General features: G+C 64.9%; 16 protein-coding genes and 1 pseudogene. 9 read left to right on the forward strand and 8 right to left on the reverse strand.

All coding sequences use genetic code 11. The features are described from left to right. Positions 1-27: 27 nt before the first annotated feature. Together BN2476_RS27405 and BN2476_RS27410 are read left to right on the forward strand one after the other, a co-directional pair. Positions 28-417: pseudogene (locus tag BN2476_RS27405) on the forward strand (nucleotide triphosphate diphosphatase NUDT15); the annotation flags it as partial. Positions 418-561: 144 nt separating this feature from the next. After that, a complete protein-coding gene (locus BN2476_RS27410) occupies positions 562-810 on the forward strand; it encodes a hypothetical protein (RefSeq protein WP_087737394.1) in 249 nt (82 codons plus the stop codon). A gap of 39 nt (positions 811-849) precedes the next feature. Here the strand turns inward: BN2476_RS27410 and BN2476_RS48525 are convergent, their stop codons facing one another. The 4 genes from BN2476_RS48525 to BN2476_RS27430 all read right to left on the reverse strand — a co-directional run bounded on the left by BN2476_RS48525 (position 850) and on the right by BN2476_RS27430 (position 8,268). Then, complete coding sequence (locus BN2476_RS48525) at positions 850-2,883, reverse strand: sigma-54-dependent Fis family transcriptional regulator (RefSeq protein ID WP_369122654.1); 2,034 nt, start codon at positions 2,881-2,883, stop codon at positions 850-852. 348 nt (positions 2,884-3,231) lie between these two features. Beyond that, positions 3,232-3,738, reverse strand: a complete 507-nt coding sequence (locus BN2476_RS27420) for an acetone carboxylase subunit gamma (RefSeq protein WP_087737362.1) — start codon at positions 3,736-3,738, stop codon at positions 3,232-3,234. A 38-nt stretch (positions 3,739-3,776) separates the two neighbouring features. Next, a complete protein-coding gene (locus BN2476_RS27425) occupies positions 3,777-6,101 on the reverse strand; it encodes a hydantoinase B/oxoprolinase family protein (protein ID WP_087737363.1) in 2,325 nt (774 codons plus the stop codon). Positions 6,102-6,123: 22 nt separating this feature from the next. Further along, entirely contained in the window at positions 6,124-8,268 is a 2,145-nt protein-coding gene (locus tag BN2476_RS27430) for a hydantoinase/oxoprolinase family protein (RefSeq protein ID WP_087737364.1), read from the reverse strand. A gap of 771 nt (positions 8,269-9,039) precedes the next feature. On the opposite strand from BN2476_RS27430, the gene BN2476_RS27440 reads away from it, so the two are divergent. From BN2476_RS27440 to BN2476_RS27450, 3 genes are read left to right on the forward strand one after another with little or no spacing between them, the layout of a single operon-like run. Then, complete coding sequence (locus tag BN2476_RS27440; protein WP_087737396.1) at positions 9,040-9,822, forward strand: (2Fe-2S)-binding protein; 783 nt, start codon at positions 9,040-9,042, stop codon at positions 9,820-9,822. A gap of 11 nt (positions 9,823-9,833) precedes the next feature. Beyond that, positions 9,834-10,835, forward strand: coding sequence for an FAD binding domain-containing protein (locus BN2476_RS27445; protein WP_087737366.1), 1,002 nt, complete (start codon positions 9,834-9,836; stop codon positions 10,833-10,835). Next, complete coding sequence (locus BN2476_RS27450) at positions 10,832-13,048, forward strand: xanthine dehydrogenase family protein molybdopterin-binding subunit (protein WP_087737367.1); 2,217 nt, start codon at positions 10,832-10,834, stop codon at positions 13,046-13,048. The genes BN2476_RS27445 and BN2476_RS27450 overlap by 4 nt, the downstream gene beginning before the upstream one ends. Before the next feature lie 70 nt (positions 13,049-13,118). Here the strand turns inward: BN2476_RS27450 and BN2476_RS27455 are convergent, their stop codons facing one another. Beyond that, on the reverse strand, positions 13,119-13,448 hold the full coding sequence (locus BN2476_RS27455) for a hypothetical protein (protein WP_087737368.1): 330 nt from the start codon (positions 13,446-13,448) through the stop codon (positions 13,119-13,121). Positions 13,449-13,835: 387 nt separating this feature from the next. On the opposite strand from BN2476_RS27455, the gene BN2476_RS27460 reads away from it, so the two are divergent. The 3 genes from BN2476_RS27460 (at position 13,836) to BN2476_RS47290 (ending at position 15,788) form a co-directional block, all read left to right on the forward strand. Then, entirely contained in the window at positions 13,836-14,423 is a 588-nt protein-coding gene (locus BN2476_RS27460; protein ID WP_087737369.1) for a nucleotidyltransferase family protein, read from the forward strand. Between the two features lie 362 nt (positions 14,424-14,785). Next, positions 14,786-15,496 (forward strand): PIG-L deacetylase family protein, encoded by a 711-nt coding sequence (locus BN2476_RS27465; RefSeq protein ID WP_087737370.1) that lies wholly within the window; start codon positions 14,786-14,788, stop codon positions 15,494-15,496. A gap of 145 nt (positions 15,497-15,641) precedes the next feature. Then, positions 15,642-15,788: a hypothetical protein gene (locus BN2476_RS47290; protein WP_162849268.1), complete on the forward strand. Its 147-nt coding sequence runs from the start codon at positions 15,642-15,644 to the stop codon at positions 15,786-15,788. 65 nt (positions 15,789-15,853) lie between these two features. On the opposite strand, the gene BN2476_RS27470 is transcribed toward BN2476_RS47290, so the two are convergent. Genes BN2476_RS27470 through nthA form a run of 3 tightly spaced genes read right to left on the reverse strand, consistent with a single transcriptional unit; the run spans position 15,854 to position 17,552 of the window. Further along, a complete protein-coding gene (locus BN2476_RS27470; protein WP_087737371.1) occupies positions 15,854-16,228 on the reverse strand; it encodes a nitrile hydratase accessory protein in 375 nt (124 codons plus the stop codon). Further along, entirely contained in the window at positions 16,225-16,890 is a 666-nt protein-coding gene (gene nthB / locus BN2476_RS27475; protein ID WP_087737372.1) for a nitrile hydratase subunit beta, read from the reverse strand. The genes BN2476_RS27470 and nthB overlap by 4 nt, the downstream gene beginning before the upstream one ends. Beyond that, positions 16,887-17,552, reverse strand: a complete 666-nt coding sequence (gene nthA, locus BN2476_RS27480) for a nitrile hydratase subunit alpha (protein WP_087737397.1) — start codon at positions 17,550-17,552, stop codon at positions 16,887-16,889. Before nthA ends, nthB begins: the two co-directional genes overlap by 4 nt. 987 nt (positions 17,553-18,539) lie before the next feature. Between nthA and BN2476_RS27495 the strand changes: the two genes are divergently transcribed. Next, positions 18,540-20,186 carry an NRAMP family divalent metal transporter gene (locus BN2476_RS27495; protein WP_087737375.1) on the forward strand — a complete coding sequence of 549 codons (1,647 nt, stop codon included), beginning with the start codon at positions 18,540-18,542 and terminating at the stop codon, positions 20,184-20,186. The last annotated feature ends 43 nt before the right edge of the window (positions 20,187-20,229 follow it).

Genomic DNA, 20,229 nt, shown 5'->3' on the forward strand with positions numbered 1-20,229 from the left:
TTCTAACTCGCGACACTAGGGAAGCGGGCCGGCTCGCATGGCGCAGGCACCTGGGCGCCGCCAGGCGGGCACCTCGATTTTGGCGAGAGCATCGCGTCTTGCGCGCGGCGTGAGGTGCTGGAGGAAACGGGTCTCACATTGAACGAGGTCTATCCGGCGCCCTACACCAACGATGTGATGCCCGATGTTCACAGGCACTATGTCACCTGCTTTGTCGAGGCTTCGGTCTCGAATGACGCGCAGCCGCAACTCATGGAACCGGACAAGTGTTCCGCATGGACGTGGTTTCGCTGGACGGAGCTGCCGAAACCGCTCTTTGAACCGATGAAGAGCCTCGTGCGGACGGGATTCGTACCGACTGTCGCGAACACGACCGAAAACCCTACGGATCGGTCGGGCCATCGCGGCCCGCATTGACCGTCTTTATCCCCTCTGATCACGACGTGTCGATGATGCGCGCCCGCGCATCGCATCGGCATGTCCGTTGCTTTATCAAAGACAGGCGCGCTCGATTTTCATTGCACGCCGTTGGATCAGAGACATAGCGGCAAGGAGACGGCCATGAAAGACGATACATATTCGCTGCGCGCACAGATCGAGAAATGGTTCGGCTCCGCGCAGCCGCTCTCGATTCGCGTCTCGCGCGCACTGGGCGACCTGCGCATGATGTCGGGCTGCAAATGCGTCAGCGTATCGCAGACGTCCGGTCCGTACGCGATCGTCTTCTTCCGGCATGGCGACAAATCGTGGCGCGTCTACCCGCCCACTGCAACGCGCCCAACATTGAATGCCGTTTCGCGCGTTGCGTGAGCGGCCACGACATCGTCAAAGGTCAGAACAAGATGAACCCTACGTCCCGCGCCGGCGCACATCGCTCACCGCGGCAAGCAGATCGTATCGGCGCAGCTTCTCGTACAGCGTGCTTTTCGCAATGCCCAGTTGCGCGGCCGCTTGCGTGAGATTGCCGCGATGCCGCGCCAACGCCTGGCGGATATATTCGGCCTCGGCCATCTTCAGCGATTCGCCCGTTACCGCAACCGCTTCGTGCAACTCCTGTGGCGCAAGCTGTTCCACAGACGGACGGGCAGCGCCCACTTCGGCGGGCAGCTTGTCCGCTGTGATCGCGGGACCATCGGCGAGCAGCAGCGCGCCCTCGATCGCATTGCGCAACTCGCGCACGTTGCCGGGCCACGCGTAGTTCAGCAGGCACGCGTACGCTTCGTCGTCGAATGACCTGGGCGGCAGGCCGTAGCACTCGCAAAGATGCCTCAGCCAGTATGCGATCAGCGCGGGCAGATCCTCTCTGCGCTCGCGCAGGCTCGGTATCGAGACCGTCGTCACCGCGATCCGGTAGAACAGGTCCATGCGGAACGTGCCCTTCGCGATCGCGTCCTTGAGATCGCGGTGCGTCGCGGCGACGAGCCGGAAGTTCACCTTGCGCGGCGAGTTCTCGCCGAGCCGGTAAATCTCGTTCTCTTCGAGCACGCGCAGCAGATGCGGCTGTATGTCGAGCGGCATCTCGCCGATCTCGTCGAGAAACAGTGTGCCGCCATCGGCGGCCTCGATCTTGCCCGCCGCGCCCGACTTGCGCGCGCCCGTGAAGGCGCCCTCCGCGTAACCGAACAGCTCGCTCGCCAGCAGGTCTCTCGACAGCCCGCCGCAGTTGAGCGCGACGAACGGCCCATCGGCGCGCTCGCTCGCCTGATGGATGCCTTGCGCGAACAGCTCCTTGCCGACGCCCGTATCGCCGAGCAACAGCACGGGCACCTTCGACGGCGCAAGCTGGCGCGCCTTGTCGACGGCCGCGCGCAACGTACTGCTGTCGCCGACGATGCGCCCGAACGCACTCGACGCATCGCGCGGCCTGTCCCGCCCGCGAACGGACGTCGCGGACGTAATTGCGCCGCGCACGTGTGCCGTCCCCGGTATCACGACCATGAACCCCAGCACGACAGCCCCTTCGCGCAGCGTCTCGACATGCGCGTAGCGCAACCACGCGGGCGCATTTGCCGTCACGGGATGACGGGCCTTCGAATCGATTCCCGGTAGCACGAAGCCCGCATCGAGTTGCACGTCAAAGCCGAGACGGCGCAGCGCGGGCACGACCTGAGCGTTCGCCTTGACGAGCCGCCCTTCGTCGTCGACGACAAGAATCGCATCCGACGCATGCGAAGCGAAGCCCGACGTGCAGCGATCCAGCAGACGCAGACGCCGCTCCATCGCGTCCTTCGCGAGACGGCTTTCGATTCGTCCCGCGAGCGATACGGCGAGCGCAAGGCTGTAGCGGCTATAGGTATCGGCGAGACCCGACACGTCGATCACGCCGAGCACGTGGCCATCGATGGGATCGCGTATCACCGTCGCCGAACAGGTCCAGCGCTTGATCCCCGCGCAAAAGTGCTCGGCGCCGTGAATCTGCACCGCCTGTTTCAGCGCCAGTGCAGTGCCGATCGCGTTGGTGCCGCAGTTGACTTCGGTCCAGTTGCAGCCGGGTATCAGCCCGACTTCGCGCGCGGGCTCGACGATGCGCATCTCGCCTTCCTGCTGAAGGATCGTTCCATCGGGATTGGCGAGCAGCATCACCGTGCCCGTCTGCGACAGCAGTTCCCGCGTTTGCTGCATCAGCGGCACGCTCGCGTTGAGAAGCCGCATGTTCGTCTCGCGCCACTGCATCAACTGGTCTTCGCCGACGGGCGGCGGCGCATGATTCGCGGCGGGATCGACGCGGCTCACGAGGCAGCGTTGCCACGAATGATCGACGACGCTGCGCACGTCGGTGGAATGCCATTCGTCTCCGCCGACCAGATGCTCCCACGCGGCCATGATGCTGGCGTCGTGCTGCGGACTGGAAAACCAGTCCATCGGCGTTCCTGTCTGTTGCATGCGTGTCTCCTGACGGCCCGCATGGATGCGAACCGCGAGGCCGTGTATTCGGCCTTTTCATTGAATTGTGAGGTTGCCCGCTTATCGTCGAGCGCGTCGAGCGGACCTTCGCTCTGCATATCCTACTCCGATAGTGACCGCCTCCGGGCGCGGCGGCGAAGTCTGAAAAGCAATGGCCGCGCCAGCCGGTCCACGCATGCAAGCGACCGGCATGCCGTTGCGGCGCGCGTCCGCAGCGTGCATTTGCGCCGCCCGAAAACAAACCGGCCGTCCGAAAATCGAACGGCCGGAAATCGAACGCTCTGCTTCAAAAACGGAAGCAGCCGCTTCGACGCGTCAAACAGCAGACTAATCGACCCGCTCGGGCACGGGCAGCTTGACCCATTCCGAGTAGAACGCGTCGATGTCGGGCTCGAAGTCGTGGATCACGGGATACCACGGCGTCGGGGCTTCGACATCGTGCATCGCGCCGCACGTGGGGCAGTAGTACTCGCGATACACCTGCCATTGCGTGTCGGGCGACATCAGGCGCGGATAAACCTCATCCATCGCCTCTTCCGACTCGCGCACGAAGATGTTCGCGTGCAGCTTCCAGTTCTCGCGGTAGTCGCAGAACACGTGGCCGCAATCGCACTGCGTGACCCACTTCTTCGTCGCCGACTGCTGCACGATGTACAGATGCGGTCCGAGCGGCAACACGATGCGGTCTTTCCAGCCGAGCTTCTGCTGCAACGAATCGACGTACATCTGGAAGCGCTCGCTGTCCTTGGGCATCGACAGCATGCGCAGCGTCGTGTCCCAGTCGAGCTTGCCGTCGACCATGTTCCTGATCTGTTCCTTGGTGTAAGTAGACATCTCCAGCCTCTCTGATGGTTACGGTTGGATCGCGTGGCTCATTCTTCGACGAGCACGACGGTGCTGACATCCGGCATCTTCGACAGGTCCATGCGGAATTTGGAGCCATAGGTCGGCACATCCAGTTCGTCCTCGGTCAGCGTCCACGAATCGGGCAGCTCCCAGAACGCGCGGAAGTGCTGCTCGAACTTCTTCGACAAACCGAAGCTCGTCGCGAACATGTGCCGTACCTGCGTCGACGCGTGCTTGAGCAGAATCCGCTCGCGTTCGCCCTTCATCCATTCCTGCGTGGGCTGCGAGCGCGCGAGGCGCTGGTTGCGGATCTCGATGCGCAGCAGCGCCGTCTGCTTCGCATCGACCTTCCACACGCCGTGCGCGTCCTTCGTCGCGACCGCGCCGTACACCTTCTGCGCGTATTCCGGCAGCAGCAGCACGTTGTTCAGGTCGCGCTCGATCGCTTCGATCTCGCGGTCGAGCGGATCGCCGAAGCCGGGGCCGCCGCGCAGATAGTTCAGGTACAGGTCGTAGTTGCTGTAGCAATCCTCCGTCGTCATGCATTGCTGGTCGCGCTTGATGACGGCGCCCGCGTTCAAGTGGTTCTCGTAGTCGGGGAACTCGGGGTTCGTATCGCCGCCGAGCGGCAGGCTCTCGTTCAACGCGATGCGTTCCTTGAGGCCCGTGCGGTGCGCCTCGAAGCGGTAGCCGGTGGCGGGCGGATAGCCGCCCATCAGCCCCCAGTCGCTGTTCATGTAGCCGTTGCCCATGAAGAACATGGTCCAGTCCTGCGCCTTCCAGACCATCCGCAGCGTTTCGAAGCCGCAGCCGCCGCGATACTTGCCGTAGCCGCCCGAGTTCGCTTTCACGTTGCGGCCCAGGTACAGCAGTGGCTCGGCCATTTCCCAGATCTCGATGTCGCCCATGTCGCCTTCGGGATTCCAGATCGCGGCGGCATGATTGAGGCCGTCCTTGATCGCGCATGCGCCCGTGCCGCACGACGACGCCTCGAAGCTGTTGACGGCATGGATGTCGCCATCCTGATTGATGCCGCCGCCCTGCAGCCAGTTCGACGTATTCGCGTTGCCCGCATTCACTTCCTCGAGATAGCCGCGGCTGAAGTACGCCTGAGACAGGCCGCGCCACATCGCGCTCCAGCCCGACACCAGGAAGTGCCATGCGTATGCGTGTCCCGTGCGGCGATCGTCGGGGTTCATCCACGCGCCCTTGGGCAGATGGAATTCCGTGCCGTAATACGCGCCGTCGTTGATGCGCTGCGTGGGCACCAGCGTCTGCGTCATCATCACCCAGATGCCGCTCGTGAACGCGACCTGATGCGCGTTGTACGAGTGCCAGCCCCAACGGCTCGCGCCATCGAAGTCGAGCCGCCAGGAGCCGTCCTTGCGAATCTCCATTTCCACGGGCGAATGCATGATCGAGTCGAGCTTCGCGAACGCCGACGACGTCTGCACATCGGGATGGTTGTACGGCACATCGACGAACGCGACCTTGCGATACTTGCCGGGCAGCGTCATCGCCTTGATGCGGGTCTGCAGGCCGCGGCGTCCTTCCTCGATCACCTCGTAGGCGAACTTCTCGTACGCGTCGAGCCCTTCGTCTTCGATCACTTCTTCGATCAGGCCGCGAATCATGTGGCAGCCGGCAATGCGCGTGCGCTCGTCGAGAATCCAGTACTTCGGCGTGCGCACCGAGCGCTGGCTTTCGTGCAGCCAGTCGCGCAGCGGCGTGTCGTTCACGCCCGTCTTGCGGCAGGTGATCATGTAGCCGTCGCCGAAACGCTGCACCTGTCCCGTCGACATCGAGCCCGGCGTCACGGCGCCCGTATCGATCACGTGCGTCACGCCGCCGACCCAGCCGACCAGCTTGCCGTGCGCGAAGATCGGCACGATCGTCGCGATATCGCACGGGTGCACGTTGCCGATCGAGCAGTCGTTGTTGGTGAACATATCGCCGGGGTTGATTCCGGGATTGGCTTCCCAGTTGTTCTCGATCATGTACTTGATCGCCGCGCCCATCGTGCCGACGTGGATGATGATCCCCGTCGACGTCAGCACGCAGTCGCCCGCCGCGTTGTAGAGCGTGAAGCACAGTTCGCCTTCCTGTTCGACGATCGGGCTCGCGGCGATCTTCTTCGCGGTTTCGCGCGCGTGAACGAGGCCACCGCGCAACTTCGAAAACATCTTCTCGTAGCGGATAGGATCGCTCTCGCGCAGTTCGAGCCGCTCCAGACCGTTGTAGTGGCCCGTCTGCTCTGTGCGCGAGAGGATCGCGTCGCGGAACTGCTTGAGCGTCTGGCCGTTCTTCAGCAGATCGGCAAAGCCGACTTCCTTGCTGGACATCATGTTCATCGCATGTCTCCTTGTGTCGTCGTTACTTGACTTCCCTGAGATGGAAGAGGCGGTGCTTGTCGAGCGTGGTCGCGAATCCCTTCGGCACCACGAACGTCGTCGCATCGGACTCGATGATCGCGGGCCCCGCGATCTCGTTGCCGGGCTTGAGCGCCTCCATCTTCCACAGCGCGGCGTCATGCCATTGCTTGTGCCGGTAGAGCCGCCGCGTGCCGATGCGCGCTTCCTTCGGCGGCGTGTGGCCGCCTTCGGGGTCTTCGGGCAGCACGGGCTTTTGCGTGACCACCATGCCGCGCACGATCGCGCCCGTGACCGAGAAGCCCAACTCGGGAGAACGCGCCGCGCTTGCATACACACGGCCATAGGTGTCTTCGAACGCTTCGACGATGCGGTCCCAGTCCTGCGCGGTCGATGCGCCCGCAATCGGCGATTCGATTTCGAGGTCGTTGAGCTGGCCCATGTACTGCATGCGGAAACCGGGGCGCAAGATCACGTCCTTCTCGTCGAAGCCGTTGATGCGGAATTCCTCGATCACCTTCGCGGCCAGTTCGCCCCACGCCTTCTGGATGGTCCGCGCCGCGTCGGCCTTGTCGGCGTCGGACGCGAGCTGGGGCAGCGCGAGATCGACGCTCTTGTCGTAGCGGTATTCGAAGTCCGCGCACGCGCAGCCGAACGCCGAGAAGCCGGCGGCCCACGCGGGCACCACGACGTCCTTGAAGCCGAGGCCTTCCGTGTAGCCATAGGTATGCACAGGACCCGCGCCGCCGTACGAGAAGCACACGAACTCGGTCGGGTTGTAGCCCTTCGCGCTGACATTCGAGCGCAGGTACTCGCGCAACTGAAGATCGAGCAGTTCGATGACGCCGGCCGCCGCATCTTCGACGGAGAGCCCGAGAGGGTCGGCGATCTGCGCCTTGATGTGCTCGCGCGCGCGGTTCACGTCGAGCTTGATCTGCCCGCCAAGGAAGTTGTCCGGGTTCAGATAGCCGAGCACCACGTGACAGTCGGACACCGATACCGTCGTGAGTCCGCTGTCGGGCCAGCAGGTGCCGACGCGATAGCCGGCGCTGTCCGGCCCGAGCTTGATCGCTCCGGAATAAGGGTCCAGCCGCACGAAACTGCCAGCGCCCGCGCCGACGGAATCCATCGTGACGAGCGGCAGCGACAGGACGAGGCGCGCCATGTCCGGGTCGGAGGCGATCGCGAAGTTGCCTTTCGTGATCAGCGCCATGTCGAACGACGTGCCGCCGATATCCGAGCACGCGATGTTGTCGTAGCCGAGCGCCTCGCCGAGCAGCTTCGAGCCGATCACGCCGCCGATGGGACCCGATACGATGGTCCGCGCAAGCTCTTTCGCTTTCCAGCTGATCGTGCCGCCGTGCGTGGCCATCACGCGCAGGTCGAACTTCGCGCCGTGCTTGCGGAAGCGGTCGCTGACCTTCTTGAGCGTCTGCCGCGACGGCTCGGCCGCGTACGCTTCGAGCACCGTCGTGTTCATCCGGTGGCTTTCCTTGCGCTGCGGATAGTAGTCGACGGATGCGAACACGGGGATGTCCGCGCGCAACGCCTTCAGCTCGTCGCGCACGATGTCGCGCGCCTGCTGCTCGCTCGTGCCGTTCTTGTGCGATTGCAACAGGCAGATCACGATGGCCTTCGCGCCGGATTCGACAAGCTCGCGCGTCGCCTGCCGCACTTCGCCCTCGCGCAGCGGAATGACGATTTCGCCCTGCACGTCGGTGCGCTCGGTGATGCCGCGCGTGCGAGACAACGGCACTAGCGGTTCATCGTAGCGGTGCGTGTTCAGGTGAATCCGCTCCTCGAGCGCGTAACCGAGGTAGCTCTGGATCGCGCGGCCCATCGAGTGAACGTGCTCGAAGCCCTTGTTCACCAGCAGCCCGACCTCGAGGCCCTTGCGCTGCACGACGCGGTTGAGCATCGCCGTGCCCGAATACACGCACGTGACGAGTTCGGGGTAGACCTGATCGACGTCGCGCTTCCAGTGAGCGAGCGCATCTTGCGACGAATTGAAAATCGCGAGCGACTCGTCCTCGGGATTGCTCTGTGCCTTGCCGACCACGAACCGTCCGTCGTCGCGCACGAAGAAGGTATCGGTCATCGTGCCGCCCGCATCGATGCCCAACACCTGGACTTGCGAATGCCCTTCCATGTCTTTGTCTCCTGTAGTCGAAGTAGTGCGGACCGGGATGCGGCCGCGAGGCCGGGTGCGCCGCATCGTGGACGACGGTCCGCGCCCAACATCGCAATGGCTATGCCATTCGTGCGAAGAACACGCATGCAAGTCCGCGCAGCAAGGCTGCGGGCGAAACAAGGAGATCGTTGAACTGCATCGAATGCCGGCTCGCAACGCGGCGAACGACCGGCTTTCGATCAGCGTCGGCGTTCGAATGCCGGACGGTGGAATTGGCTTTCTGGATTGAGGCGACCTCGATGGCTTCGAACGAGTCCGCTGATGAAAAGCGAATAGATGGGCGCGCAAGCAATTCAACTGGCAATCGACGAAGCACAAGTCATCGAGGCGCAATCGCCATGACCGTGCCATGTTCGCGCCATCTCCACGCCATGTCGGCGACACGCGTGATGCGCATCGGTGAAGATTCGCTTTCAACCCTGCAAGAAAGACGCCTCACCCATTTACTTTGTTCTCCGTTAAGTGCAACGTGAAGCCGTGACGCGCGATGCAAACCGCTTTTGCAGCACCTCTTTTGATCGCGGAATAGCGCGTCTCAGGTCATCGTTTGTGAGAGAAGCGGGCCGCCGTCGCGCGTCGCTTTGCGATCCGCGCGCTCGCGGCATCGAATTTGCTCATTGAAAAGGCTTGCCTGCATCGAATGCCGTCGAGGCTTCGATGCGGCGCACGCCTGCATCGACCTTTTGCGTCGGCTTTTGCGCCGACTTTATTTGGAGCAAGCAGAACATCATGTCCAGACACAATGACTGTCCGGGTTCGTGCTCGCATCAGGACGCGCACGCGCCCCATCGTGACGAGCACGACGCTGCGCCTTCCAGCTCGTCACGCCGCCGCTTCCTGCAATCGGCGGCGGCCGCCGCCGCAGTCGGCTCGGCGCCTTACGCTCAAGCGCAGACGCAAACGCCACCCACCGCCGAGCCCGTTGCGCGTGCAACGGTGCCGCCGCGCGCCGTGACGCTCAACATCAACGGACGCGACTACACGATGCAACTCGAGCCGCGCGTGACGCTGCTCGACGCGCTGCGCGAATACGCGGGGCTCATGGGCACGAAGAAAGGCTGCGACCGCGGACAATGCGGCGCATGCACGGTGCTCGCGAACGGACGCCGCATCAATTCCTGCCTCACGCTGGCCGTGATGCACGAAGGCGACGCGATCACGACGGTCGAAGGGCTCGCGAGCAACGGCACGCTGAGCCCCGTGCAACGCGCGTTCATCGAACAGGACGCGTTCCAGTGCGGCTACTGCACGCCGGGGCAGATCTGCTCGGCGACCGCGCTGCTGTCGGAGTTCGATGCCGGCGGCGCGAGCACGGTCACGGCCGACGTGCGGCGCCGCCCGCCCCAACTGACCGACGAAGAGATCCGCGAGCGCATGAGCGGCAACATCTGCCGCTGCGGCGCGTACGCGAACATCGTCGCGGCCGTGCAGTCCGCGCATCGCGGCACGGTCGGCAGCGGCACGGGCGATACGTACACCACGTTCGTCATCAAGACGAGCGAAGTCGCGTAAAGGAGACCACCATGGATGCGATCTCCTACGAACGCGCCGCCGATATCGCGGGCGCCGTGCGCGCCGCGCAGCAGCCGGGCACGATGTTCATCGGCGGCGGCACCAATCTGCTCGATCTGATGAAGGGCGGCGTGACGCGCCCCGTGAAGCTCGTCGACATCACGCGCATACAAGGGCTCGATACGGTATCGACACTGCCCGACGGCGGCCTGCGCATCGGCGCGCTGGTGCGCAACAGCGACGCCGCGAATCATGCGCTGGTTCGCGAGCGTTATCCGTTGCTGTCGCAAGCGCTGCTCGCGGGCGCATCGGCGCAACTGCGCAATATGGCGACCGTGGGCGGCAACCTGATGCAGCGCACGCGCTGCCCGTACTTCTACGACACCGCGTTCACCGCCTGCAACAAGCGCGAGCCGGGCAGCGGCTGCGCGGCGATCAACGGCCACAACCGCATGCACGCGATTCTCGGCGCAAGCGCGCAATGCATCGCCGTGAACCCGTCGGATATGAGCGTCGCGCTCGCGGCGCTCGATGCGAACGTGCGCGTGAGCGGCCCACAAGGCGAGCGCGTGATCCCGTTCAGCGAATTTCACCGGCTGCCGGGCGAGCGCCCCGATGTCGACACGACGCTGCGTCCCGGCGAACTGATCACGGCCGTCGATCTGCCGCGTTCCGTCTTTAGCGAGCACGCGCATTACCTGAAGGTACGCGACCGCGCGAGCTACGCGTTCGCGCTGGTGTCCGTCGCCGCTGCGTTGCAGATGGACGGCAACACGGTGCGCAGCGCGCGCATCGCATTGGGCGGCGTCGCGCACAAGCCATGGCGCGCAAGCGCTGCCGAGCAGATGATCACAGGCCACCCGCTCTCCGACGCGACGCTCAGGCACGCGGCAGCCGCCGCGATGAGCGAAGCGAGGCCGCAGCGCGACAACGCGTTCAAGGTGCGGCTCGCACAGAACGCGATCGTGCGCGCGGTGAATCAGGCAGCGGGACGCGTGGGAGGTTTCGCATGAGCACAATGATCGGTCATCCACTGGACCGCACCGACGGTCTGCTGAAAGTCACGGGCGAAGCGCGCTACGCGGCCGAGTTTCCCGAAGCGCGTCTCGCGCATGGCGTGCTCGTCACGAGCACGATCCCGCGCGGCACGATTCAGGCAATCGACTCGGGCCGCGCTGCATCGCTGCCCGGCGTGCTGCTCGTGATGACGTATCAGAACGCGCCGCGTCTGCCGAACGGCGGCCGCCCCGCGCTCGCGCCGCCTGCGGGACGTCATCTGTCGCTGCTGCAGGACAACCAGGTTCACTACAGCAACGAGCCGATCGCGGTCGTCGTCGCGGATACGCTCGAACATGCGACGGATGCCGCGCGCCAGTTGCGCGTCACGTATGCCGCGCAGCCGGCAACACTCGATTTCTCGCAGGCGAAGCCGAACGGGCACGCACCGGACAAGCCGCAGGGCCGTCAGACGGACACGTCGCGCGGCGATTACGATGCGGGACTCGCGGCGGGCGTGGTGCGCGTCGATGCCGTCTATACGACGCCGATGGAGCATCACAACCCGATGGAGCCGCACGCGACGATGGCCGTGTGGGACGGCCCGCAGCTGACGCTCTACGATTCGACGCAAGGCGTCACGGGCACGAAGACGGCCGTCGCGAAGACGCTCGGCATGTCGCCCGACGACGTGCGCGTGATCTCGCCGTTCGTCGGCGGCGGCTTCGGCTGCAAGGGCTCCGCGTGGTCGCACGTGGTGCTGTGCGCGATGGCCGCGAAGCAGACGGGACGACCCGTGCGGCTCGCGCTGGAGCGGCCGCAGATGTTCGGCCCCGTCGGCGGCCGGCCGTACACCGAGCAGCACATAGTGATCGCCGCGAAGCACGATGGCACGCTGACCGCGATGCGGCACGACAGCTTTTCGAACACGTCGATGATCGAAGACTGGACGGAGACCTGCTGCATGGTTTCGCGGATGATGTACGCGGTGCCGAACCAGGTGACGACGCACCGGATCGTGCCACTGAACGTCGGCACGCCGACCTTCATGCGCGCGCCGGGCGAGACAACGGGTTCGTGGGCGCTCGAAACGGCGATGGACGAACTGTCGTACGAACTGAAGATGGACCCGGTCGCGCTGCGTCTGAAGAACTATGCGGAGGTCGATCCGCAGGAAAACAAGCCGTGGTCGAGCAAGGTCTTGCGCCAGTGCTACAGCATCGGCGCGCAGCGATTCGGCTGGTCGCGGCGCAAGCCGCAGCCGCGCTCGATGCGCGTCGGCAATACGCTGATCGGCCTCGGCATGGGAACGGCGACCTATCCCGCGAACCGCAGCGAAGCATCGGCGCTCGCGCGCATTCTGCCCGACGGCACGGCGACGGTCGTCTCCGGCACGCAGGACATCGGCACGGGCACGTACACCGTGATGACGCAAGTGGCGTCCGACGCGCTCGGCATCGCGCCGGAGAATGTGCGCTTCGGCCTCGGCGATTCGTCGCTGCCGAAGGCGCCTGTGTCGGGTGGCTCGCAGTCGGTCGCGAGCGTGTCGCCCGCCGTGCGCGACGCGTGCGAGCAGGCGCGCGCGAAGCTCGTTTCGATGGCGCTCGCGGATCGCGGCTCGCCGCTGTACGGCCTGTCCGCGAGCGACGTGACGGTGCAAGGCGGCTGGGCGATGAGCAAGTCCGACCAGACGAAGCGCGATCCCATCGCGGCCATACTTGCGCGCGCGGGCGGCCAGCCGATCGAAGCGACCTCTGACACGAAACCCGGCGACGAGAAGCAGCGCTACTCGTTTCATTCGTGGGGTGCGATTTTCGCGGAAGTGCATGTCGACGCGGACCTCGGCGCGATCCGCGTGGCGAAGATCACGGCCGTCTACAACGTCGGTCGGATGCTGAACGTGAAGACGGCGCGCAGCCAGCTGATGGGCGGGCTGGTGTGGGGCATCGGCGCGGCGCTCGAAGAACAGACGATGCTCGATACGCAGTACGGCCGCTTCATCAACGCGAATCTCGCCGAATACCATGTGCCCGTGAATGCGGATGTCGGCGCGCTCGACGTCGTCGTGCTCGACGAGCCCGATCCGCATATCAACTCGCTCGGCTCGCGCGGGATCGGCGAGATCGGCATCACTGGCGTCGTGGCTGCCATCGGCAACGCCGTGTATCACGCGACGGGCGTGCGGGTGCGGGATTTGCCGATTACTTTGGATAAGGTGATTCGGGTTTAGTGCTGCGCAGGTTGAGGTTTGCACTGCACGCTGGCTCGCCTGACCAGTCCTAAGGTACAAAGGAAGGTATCTATTCCGAGTCGGAACCGACGAAAGGACTAAGCGGCGGAGGTTGCGTTGGAACGGCGCCGCACCTTGCAAGCAACGCGACAATGTGGTCCAGGGCGGACATGGGATCGTCCGCCGAAATCATCATTTGAGCCAGCTCGGTATGCGTATGGAAATACTTGTCGTGTGAGGCAACTGGCTCGATCAATTTGATGAGTTGCGTGATTTCAGAAAGCAGTGCACTTCGATCTCCCCCCCCCCCGCGCGTCGTGGACAGACTCTCTATGGTCCGTCTGCGAAGCACGCTCGCCAGGACAAGATAATCGCTTGCCTCGATTTTGATAACGCCCATCGCAGGCTCCCCGAGGTACGTTTTGTCTCTACCCCTGTCGAAACAGCATAGCTCAATGCCGGGTCGGAGAGCCCTGTCCGTAACCTGGCATTTTCGACATCGCCCGAAACGGGCAGCGCGGCGGCAAAGAAAGTGAGTGCCGCCCGCACAGGGGCAACGACCGCGCCGCGAGGCGCCTCGCGGATGCCAACGCGAAGGCGAAAACACCGCAATAAAAAAACCATCGCAGACACAAACCACATCGCGGATGCCCGCGAAAAAATCAAAAGCAACCAGCGTTGCAGACACAAAAAAGACCAACCACCGTCGCAGACAAAAAAATGAACCCTTGCCTGCCACCCCGTTGCGCCGCACAATCTCTGTTCACTCCCCGTTCTGGTGCCGCCCATGGCTTATGCTTCGCTCGCCACCGGCGTGCTGCTCGCCGCAGGATATGGATCGCGTTTCGACCCGGAAGGCGTCCACAACAAGCTGCTCGCCCGATTGCCCGACGGCACGCCCATCGCCTATGAATCCGCGCACCGGCTGCTGCTCGTCGTCCCCCATGTGATCGCGGTCGTGCGTCCCGGCTCCGAAATGCTCGCGCGCGTCCTCAACGACGCGGGCTGTCACGTGATCTTTTCCGTCGACGCCGAACGCGGCATGGGCGCGACCCTCGCGGCAGGCGTCGAAGCAAGCGAAGACTCCGACGGCTGGATCGTCGCGCTCGCCGATATGCCGCGCATCGCCGGATCGACGATCGAGGCCGTCGCGCGCGCGGCCGACAAAGGCGCGTCGATCGTCGCGCCCTACTATCGCGGACAGCGCGGACATCCCGTCGGCTTCGGCGTCGAACATCGCGACGCGCTGCTCGCGCTCGATGGCGACACGGGCGCGCGCACGCTCTTCGCGACGCACGCAGTGACGCGCATCGACGTCGACGATCCCGGCGTGCTAAGTGATATCGATACCCCCGAAGACTTGCGCGATCTGTAGCGCACACGACCTTCCCGCCAGCTTCAATCGAACGCGCGCCGCCGTTCACAGGTAAGAAGATTCGGGACCGCGATGCCTCTCACGGTGAGCGGATACGGGAAGCCCACCCATCACCCGCTTTCGACGCCGACGCATGAGCACAAACCGGAAAAAACGGAAAAACGGGCACAAGCAAGCGCGGCCGGGCACGCCACTTGCGGCCCGCTGCTGCGCCGCGAAACGGGCGAGCAGGCTTCGCATCGTTGGTCTAAGCTGTCCACGATGACGTCAGCTCTCGCCATGCCGCGCAGCGAACGCAGCACGCCGCCGACCGCGCCCGCCGCATCAGCCACGAACCCGCCGCACTCTTCTGCCAGGACCTCATGAGCGAAACCAGCCCGCGTCTGTTCATCGTGTCGCCGCATTTCGACGACGCCGTCTTCGGATGCGGCGCGCTGCTCGCGTCGCATCCCGACGCCGCCGTCTGCACCGTGTTCGCCGCGCCGCCCGAGCAGGACATGCACACCGAATGGGACGAGAAAGCCGGCTTCGCGAGCGCGCACGAGTCGATGCGCGCGCGCACGATCGAGGACAACCACGCGCTCGCCGTGCTCGAGACGATTCCCGTGCGGCTGCCGTTTCGCGCCTCGCAGTATCACGACTCGCCGTCGGTCTCGAAGCTCGCGGCGACACTCGAAGAAACGATCTACGGCTCGACGGCGAACACGCTGCTGATGCCGCTCGGCCTCTTCCACGACGACCATAGCCTTGTGTTCGAAGCGTGCTGCGAAATCCTGCCGCGCATGTCGCATCTCGAGTGGTTCGCTTACGAAGAGGCCATCTATCGGCAGATACCGGGGCTCGTGCAGCAAAGGCTTGTCGATCTCGCCGAACGCGGAATTGTCGCGACGCCGGCCAGCCCGTCGACCGATCACGCGCCTGACTACGAGCGTCAGACGCTGCTCAAGCGCGAAGCCGTCTGTGCGTACGAGAGCCAGTTGCGCGCCTTCGGGCCGCACGGCTACGACGACGTGTTCGCCGCCGAGCGCTACTGGCGTCTGACTGTCGACCGGCAGCGCAGGCACAGGCACTGATCCGCCGGACAACGCGCGGAGACGCGCCGCTTCCATCAAGCCAGCACGCTCGCCCGCCATCGCCTACGCTATGTAAGCAGGACGCTTCGCACCGTGCCGCCGAGCCGGCGAAAGGGTCCGCTATCCACTGCCACGAGGTCATGCCATGCACACGAGTCCGATTCCCGACCCGCACGCCGATCCCACGCGCGACCCCGAGGGCGATCCCCTCACGCCGCCGTCGCCGGGCCATCACAACGACGAGCCGCAGCGTCCCGAAGGTCCGCCGGACAAGGACCCCGTCACGACGTGACAGTGCAGTGACGGCGTGCGCCGCCAAAGCGCGCGCGTCGTCGGCCGTGCGTGGCTCGCGCGCGTTCAGTCCAGTTCGATCGGCTGGCCATGAGGCGTGCGGCGCGCCGACGCGTTCCAGGCGTTCTTCCGGTCGGTCAGCCCGTCGCGCGTCACGCAGCCCTTCGCCGTCGCGATGCGTTCGAGCGCCGTCAGCCAGTGCGCGTAGTAGGTGTCGCCGTGATCGGGGTCGCCTTGCGCCTGCGCGTCGCGGATCGCGTCCGCCAGTTGCGCGGCCCATTCGGACCAGGTGAATACGCCGCGCTCATGCAGCGCGAGCGTCATCGCGAACGCCGCCGCCTGCCAGGGCGCGGTGAAGACGGGGCCGGCGTCGTCGCGCGGCAAGCCGGGCAACGCGTCGAGCAGCGCGCGCGGCGCAATCGTGAAAGCCGGCGCGCTCATGCCGGGCTCTCCGCTTCCAGATACGGCTCCCAGCAATCGACGCACACGGAAGCCGCCGTCGTATCGCGGCCCCACAGTTCGGCGGCGTCGAACCGTACCGTGTACAGCCACTGCGGATCTTCGCCGCGACCGAGCGCATTCGAATCGGGAAACACATGCGCGCCATGCACGGCCACAATCTGGCCACGCTTGCCCCGGCAGTAGCGCGGCAGGCGCGTATGCGTCGACGGGTTGACGAGCCGCGTGCGCACGGTATCGCCGACGTCAAAGCGCGCCGCGCGGAGCGCGGGCCGCGACACGGAACTGCCGCGAAACAGCATCGGCTCGACCTGATCGGCGGCAAGCACGCGCTGCAACGGCGCGGCGGGATGCCGGGACTTGCCGCTGTCGATCTCATCGGCCGTCGCGAGGCCCGTGTTGATCAGCAGCTTGCGCAAGCCCGCGAACCAGATCTGGTAGTAGCTGCTCGACAGATACTGCGCGGGCGGCAGGCTTTCGCGCGCGGCACGCGACATGTCGATGTTCCATTTGCCCGTTGCGCCCATCGCGATCGTCAGCGCGAGGACGTGCCGTTCCCAGTCCGCGTGGAAATACGGCTCGTCGGCTTCGGACACGACGGGCCCGAATGACTGCATTCCGCCCAGGTCCTGTGCGCCGTTCATGATCTGCCTCCGCTTCGCGCCGCCGCTTCGTGCGGCGAGAGCGGCAAGCCCGTGCCGATCATCGAGTCGCGCGTGACGAGATCCGCGAGTTCGTCGTCGCTCAACGCTTGCGTGCCGGGCGGGCACATCGGCAGCACGAGATAGCGCACTTCGGCCGTCGAGTCCCACACGCGGATTTCAGTCTCGTCCGGCAGCGCGACGCCGAATTCCTCCAGCACGCCGCGCGGATCGATTACGGCGCGCGAGCGATAAGGCGCCGACTTGTACCAGACGGGCGGCAAGCCGAGCACAGGCCACGGATAGCACGAGCACAGCGTGCAGACGACCATGTTGTGCACGCGCGGCGTATTCTCGAGCGCGATCATGTGCTCGCCCTGCCGCCCGGTGTAGCCGAGCGACGCGATGGCCGCCGTCGCGTCGTCGAGCAGCCAGCGGCGGAAGTCCGCATCGCGCCACGCCTTCGCGACCACGCGCGCGCCGTTGCGCGGCCCGACTTTCGTCTCATACGTTTCGATCAGCACGTCAAGCGCTTTCGGATCGACGTAGCCCTTCTCGACCAGCAACGATTCGAGCGCGCGCACGCGCAGGTCCATCTCGGGCAACGCGCTGCCTTCGTGTGCGTGACGGTGATGGTCGTGATCATGCGTGGCGTCGTGGCTCATCTGCATCTGCCTGAAGAATGCGACACCAAACCAGTATGGTCGGGCGAGGCGTCGAATGCAAACGAGCGCCGCCGTCATGCCGCAAGGCGCGTTCGGAATGCGCGCTGCGCCACATATTTCCGTTCTGCTTAGGGAAGCGGATTGACTTGACTTCCCGAGCGGGCATAAAATTCTCTTATCTCAATTTGAGGGGCGTTGCCTTGGACAGTTGCAGTAGTACGTTTTCGAACAGATTCGCCGCCTGACCGGCAAGACGTCCGCGCTTCCCTCATCTAGCCGCCGTCTTGCCAGCAGGCAGACGGTGCGCGTCGCAGTTTCATCCCTCGTGCATCCTGTTTAGCGCCATTGGCGCGTAGCGCATTCGCGCACGTTCGCGGTCGCTCGTTGCGGCCTCGCGTTCGCGTGGCGGCGCTTGCGTCCACGTGTGCGCGTACGCCGGCGCATCGCGGCCATTCGCATCCGGTTTGGTCGCGCATGCCCGCCGCGCCGTATGCGTCGCGTGCCAATGCGCGGGAACAGGCATGTACGCGCATGTACCGACGCATTTCGCCGCGAGCCGTTCGAAATCGTGTGTCCTGTGCTGCGCGCATTACACGGCGTCCCGCGACGCCGTCAACACATCATCAACGATAGTGGAGCCGCCATGCCCGACAGTGACAGTCAGCCGATGAATTCAGATACGCCTTTACCGACCTGAGGCAGGCAAGCCGAGCGCATTCGATCACCTCGATTCTCCGGCCCTTGCCGCCTCGCATGCACGAGCCTTCGTGCTGGAGAACCGAAATGCACTTCCTGCTTCTTTCGACATTGCCGCAAACCCGCGAAGCACGCGCGCACTACGACGCGTTCCTTTCGCCGAAAGATGGACGGCGCCGCATGTTTGCGACGGCCGTTCGCGCGTTTGACAAGATCGTTGGCCGCCTGAGCAAGCGGTCAGCGGTTTAAACGGAAATCATTCGACCAATATCCGTTCTAGGGAGAATAAAAATGGCCACTCCACCACAAGCCCTGCCGACGCGCACCGCAGTTCTCGACGACGCGCACATCGGCGATATCCGCGGCGCGTTCGGCACGATCGCGCATCACGACACCGCCCCGCGCAACAGCTGGGGCGCGCGTCTGCGCACGCTGCTCGCGATCGTCGGGCCCGGCCTCATCGTGATGGTCGGCGATAACGACGCGGGCGCCTTCGGCACCTACACGCAAGCCGGACAGAACTACGGCACCACGCTGCTGTGGACGCTGCTGCTGCTCGTGCCCGTGCTGTACGTCAACCAGGAGATGGTGCTGCGTCTGGGCGCCGTCACGGGTGTCGGTCACGCGCGCCTGATCTTCGAGCGCTTCGGCAAGTTCTGGGGTGCGTTCAGCGTCATCGACCTGTTCATTCTCAATGCGCTCACGATCGTCACCGAGTTCATCGGCATTACGTTCGTGCTCGACTTCTTCGGCGTATCGAAGATAGCGGGCGTGTGCATCGCGGCCGCATTGACGATGGCGGCCGTGAGCACGGGCGACTTCAAGCGCTTCGAACGCTTCGCGATCGTGCTGTGCGTCATGAGCCTGCTGCTCGTGCCCGTGCTCGTGACGATCCACCCGCCCGTCTCGCAGATGGCGCATCACCTCTTCGTGCCCGCATGGCCCGCGCACGCGAAGCTCTCGGATGTGATGCTGCTCGTGATCGGCATCGTCGGCACCACTATCGCGCCGTGGCAACTGTTCTTCCAGCAGAGCTACGTGATCGACAAGCGCATCACGCCGCGCTTCATGAAGTACGAGAAGGCCGACCTGTGGATCGGTATCGTGTTCGTGCTGATCGGCGCGATTGCGATGATCTCGTTCAGCGCGGCGCTGTTCGGCGGCAAGCCCGAGCTGGGCCAGTTCACCGATGCGGGCGGCATCATCGCGGGCCTCGAAAAGTATGCGGGCCGCACGCCCGCCGTGCTGTTCGCGGTTGCGCTGCTCGACGCGTGCATCATCGGCGCGGCGGCCGTGTCGCTGTCGACGGCCTATGCAATCGGCGACGTGTTCAAGATCCGTCATTCGCTGCATCGCGGCGTCGGCGACGCGAAGGGCTTCTATCTGGTGTACTTCGGCATCGTGGCCGCGGCCGCGGGACTCGTGCTGATTCCGGGCAGCCCGCTCGGCCTGCTGACGGAAGCCGTGCAGACGCTCGCGGGCGTGCTGCTGCCGAGTGCGACCGTGTTCCTGCTCCTGCTGTGCAACGATCGCGACGTGCTCGGGCCGTGGATCAACTCGAAGCGGCTGAACCTGTTCACGGGTTCCGTAGTGTGGGCGCTGGTGCTGCTGTCGATCGTGCTGACGGCGTCAGTCGTGTATCCGGACATCAGCGGACACGCGATCATCGACATTCTCGTGGGCGGCGCGCTGCTCGCCGCGATCGTGCTTGCGGCGACGACGGTGCTGCGCCGCCTGCGCGGCGCGCAGCCGGCGGCTACTACGGTCCGCTTCGTCAGCAAGGCCGAGCGCGACGCGTGGCGCACGCCGCCGCTCGCCGATCTGCCGAAGCCCGTGCTGACGCTGTCGCGGCGCATCTGGATGGGGGCATTGCGCGGCTATCTGGTGGTAGCCGTCGCGCTCGTCATCGTGAAGGTCGTGCAGCTCGCGATCGCGTGAGCAGGAAACTTCCCGCGTTATTTTCGAAGAATCCTGATGTTCG

The sequence above is a fragment of the Paraburkholderia piptadeniae genome (assembly GCF_900007165.1).
In the GTDB taxonomy this organism is placed as follows: Bacteria; Pseudomonadota; Gammaproteobacteria; order Burkholderiales; family Burkholderiaceae; genus Paraburkholderia; species Paraburkholderia piptadeniae.

Bases quoted from the DNA above. Each gene is read 5' to 3' on its own strand.
- BN2476_RS27410 (WP_087737394.1), top strand. From the start codon at position 562: ATGAAAGACGATACATATTCGCTGCGCGCACAGATCGAGAAATGGTTC.
- BN2476_RS48525 (WP_369122654.1), bottom strand. From the start codon at position 2,883: ATGCAACAGACAGGAACGCCGATGGACTGGTTTTCCAGTCCGCAGCAC.
- BN2476_RS27420 (WP_087737362.1), bottom strand. From the start codon at position 3,738: ATGTCTACTTACACCAAGGAACAGATCAGGAACATGGTCGACGGCAAG.
- BN2476_RS27425 (WP_087737363.1), bottom strand. From the start codon at position 6,101: ATGAACATGATGTCCAGCAAGGAAGTCGGCTTTGCCGATCTGCTGAAG.
- BN2476_RS27430 (WP_087737364.1), bottom strand. From the start codon at position 8,268: ATGGAAGGGCATTCGCAAGTCCAGGTGTTGGGCATCGATGCGGGCGGC.
- BN2476_RS27440 (WP_087737396.1), top strand. From the start codon at position 9,040: ATGTCCAGACACAATGACTGTCCGGGTTCGTGCTCGCATCAGGACGCG.
- BN2476_RS27445 (WP_087737366.1), top strand. From the start codon at position 9,834: ATGGATGCGATCTCCTACGAACGCGCCGCCGATATCGCGGGCGCCGTG.
- BN2476_RS27450 (WP_087737367.1), top strand. From the start codon at position 10,832: ATGAGCACAATGATCGGTCATCCACTGGACCGCACCGACGGTCTGCTG.
- BN2476_RS27455 (WP_087737368.1), bottom strand. From the start codon at position 13,448: ATGGGCGTTATCAAAATCGAGGCAAGCGATTATCTTGTCCTGGCGAGC.
- BN2476_RS27460 (WP_087737369.1), top strand. From the start codon at position 13,836: ATGGCTTATGCTTCGCTCGCCACCGGCGTGCTGCTCGCCGCAGGATAT.
- BN2476_RS27465 (WP_087737370.1), top strand. From the start codon at position 14,786: ATGAGCGAAACCAGCCCGCGTCTGTTCATCGTGTCGCCGCATTTCGAC.
- BN2476_RS47290 (WP_162849268.1), top strand. From the start codon at position 15,642: ATGCACACGAGTCCGATTCCCGACCCGCACGCCGATCCCACGCGCGAC.
- BN2476_RS27470 (WP_087737371.1), bottom strand. From the start codon at position 16,228: ATGAGCGCGCCGGCTTTCACGATTGCGCCGCGCGCGCTGCTCGACGCG.
- nthB (WP_087737372.1), bottom strand. From the start codon at position 16,890: ATGAACGGCGCACAGGACCTGGGCGGAATGCAGTCATTCGGGCCCGTC.
- nthA (WP_087737397.1), bottom strand. From the start codon at position 17,552: ATGAGCCACGACGCCACGCATGATCACGACCATCACCGTCACGCACAC.
- BN2476_RS27495 (WP_087737375.1), top strand. From the start codon at position 18,540: ATGGCCACTCCACCACAAGCCCTGCCGACGCGCACCGCAGTTCTCGAC.